At 74.3% G+C, this 1,696-nt stretch carries 2 protein-coding genes; both read right to left on the bottom strand.

All coding sequences use genetic code 11. From position 1 onward, the window contains the following. Positions 1-795, bottom strand: a 795-nt coding sequence (locus G6022_RS06845; protein ID WP_182691238.1) for a UvrD-helicase domain-containing protein, incomplete at its 3' end; no start/stop codon positions are given. Further along, positions 792-1,696, bottom strand: a 905-nt coding sequence (locus G6022_RS06840) for a PD-(D/E)XK nuclease family protein (RefSeq protein WP_182691236.1), incomplete at its 5' end; no start/stop codon positions are given. The genes G6022_RS06845 and G6022_RS06840, both read right to left, overlap by 4 nt.

Genomic DNA, 1,696 nt, shown 5'->3' with positions numbered 1-1,696 from the left:
GCGGGCCACCGTCGCGGCGAGCGCCATCTGTGAGGCGTGGTCCAGCGCGGATTCCTCGCGCATCCGGGCGGAGACCGCGTCCACCAGATCGGCCAGCTCGTCGCGGTGCCCCTGGACGGTGGCGACCTCGTCGAGCCATCTGGTCGGGGCCGCGCGCTGGCCGGGCCCCCCGGGCAGGGTGGCGACGAGGGTGGTGAGGAGATCGGGGTGGGAGCGCAGGTCGTCGGTGCTCACGAGATGCTCGGACAGTTGCCCTGCCAGAGTCAGGACGTCGCGGGTCACCTGCGCGGCGGACGACCCCGTGGCGAGCGGGGACTCCCACCGCGAGACGACGTCGTACGCGAGCTGGAACGCCGCCGTGGGCGTGAGCAGGCGGGAGTCCGGTTCGACCGGGACGAGCAGGCCGTAGGACCCGAGGAGTGTGCCCGCGAACGCGTGATAGGTCGAGATCTGCGGATCCTCCGTGCGTATCGACTCCGCGATCCGGGGATCCGCCCCGGGGCCGGTGCACAGCGGGCTCGCGGCGAGCGCCTCGAGCCGTCGCCGGATCCTCCTGGACAGCTGCTGGGCGGCCTTGCGCGTGAAGGTGAGCCCCAGGATCTCCGACGGGCGCGCGTGACCGTTGGCCACCAGCCACACCACGCGGGCGGCCATGGTCTCGGTCTTGCCCGCGCCGGCGCCGGCCAGGACGAGTGTCGGCTCCGTGGGGCCGGCGATCACCGCGGCCTGTTCCGGGGTCGGACGGTGGACGCCGAGTGCGTCAGCGATGTCGTGGGGTCCTGTCGACGAGGTCACCCGCTCACCTGCCGACCCTCGGGTTGGGCGGGGCAGCTGGAACGGACGCCGCAGTGGTCGCACCACCGTCCCACACGGGCCGTGTAGTCCGGCCCCACCGTCGCACGACCGGCCTCGACCACGCGCTCGGTCAGGGCCTCCGCGCCCTCGCTGCCGAGCGGATCCTGGACTCGCTCCGTGGGCATGCGGCCCTCCCGGCCCCCGAGGTACACCAGGAGCCCTCCCCCCGGCGCACGACCCGCGGCGGACTCGACAGCGCCCTCCGACACCGCCAGCTGGTACAGGGCGAGCTGGGGATGTGTCGCGGCCACCGCCTTGGACACGGCGCCGGGTGAGGTCTTGATGTCCACGGGGACCACCTCGCCGGCGCGGGTGGCCTCGAGTCGATCGATCCGCCCGCGGATCCGCACCCCACCCCGGACGTCGAAGGCGAACGCCTCCTCCACCCCGGCGGTCGTGTACTCGCCCCGGGTCTCGGTCCGCCACCGCCGGAACGTCTCGGCCATGCCCACCATCGATTCCGCACCCCTCTCGGCGAACCAGCCGCGGGCACGCGTGAGCGCCTCGGCCCGGCGGTGTACCGCCGCCCGGAGTGCGTCCTCGCCGATCCCCCCCTCCACCGCCTGGGTGAGCGCGTGGACCGCCGAACCACGGATGAGCGCCGCCTCCGACCCCGGATCGGCGGAATCACCCCTGACCTTCTGCAGGAACCACCGGAGCGGACATTCCTCGAGCGCTCCGAACCCCGACGGAGACAGCACGATCACCGGCTCCCCCGGCGCCACGGGGAAGGGGGGCGCCGCGGTGGACGGCCCTCCCGAGCCGTACCAGGCCCCGGGGTCCGCCTCGGCGACCCCGGCGTCCCGGAGCCCTGCCAGGAGACCCGCGGCGTGGGTGGCGT

The organism is Dietzia sp. Cai40 (assembly GCF_014145165.1).
Classification (GTDB): Bacteria; Actinomycetota; Actinomycetes; order Mycobacteriales; family Mycobacteriaceae; genus Dietzia; species Dietzia natronolimnaea.
This window is presented reverse-complemented; position numbering and strand designations above follow the sequence as displayed.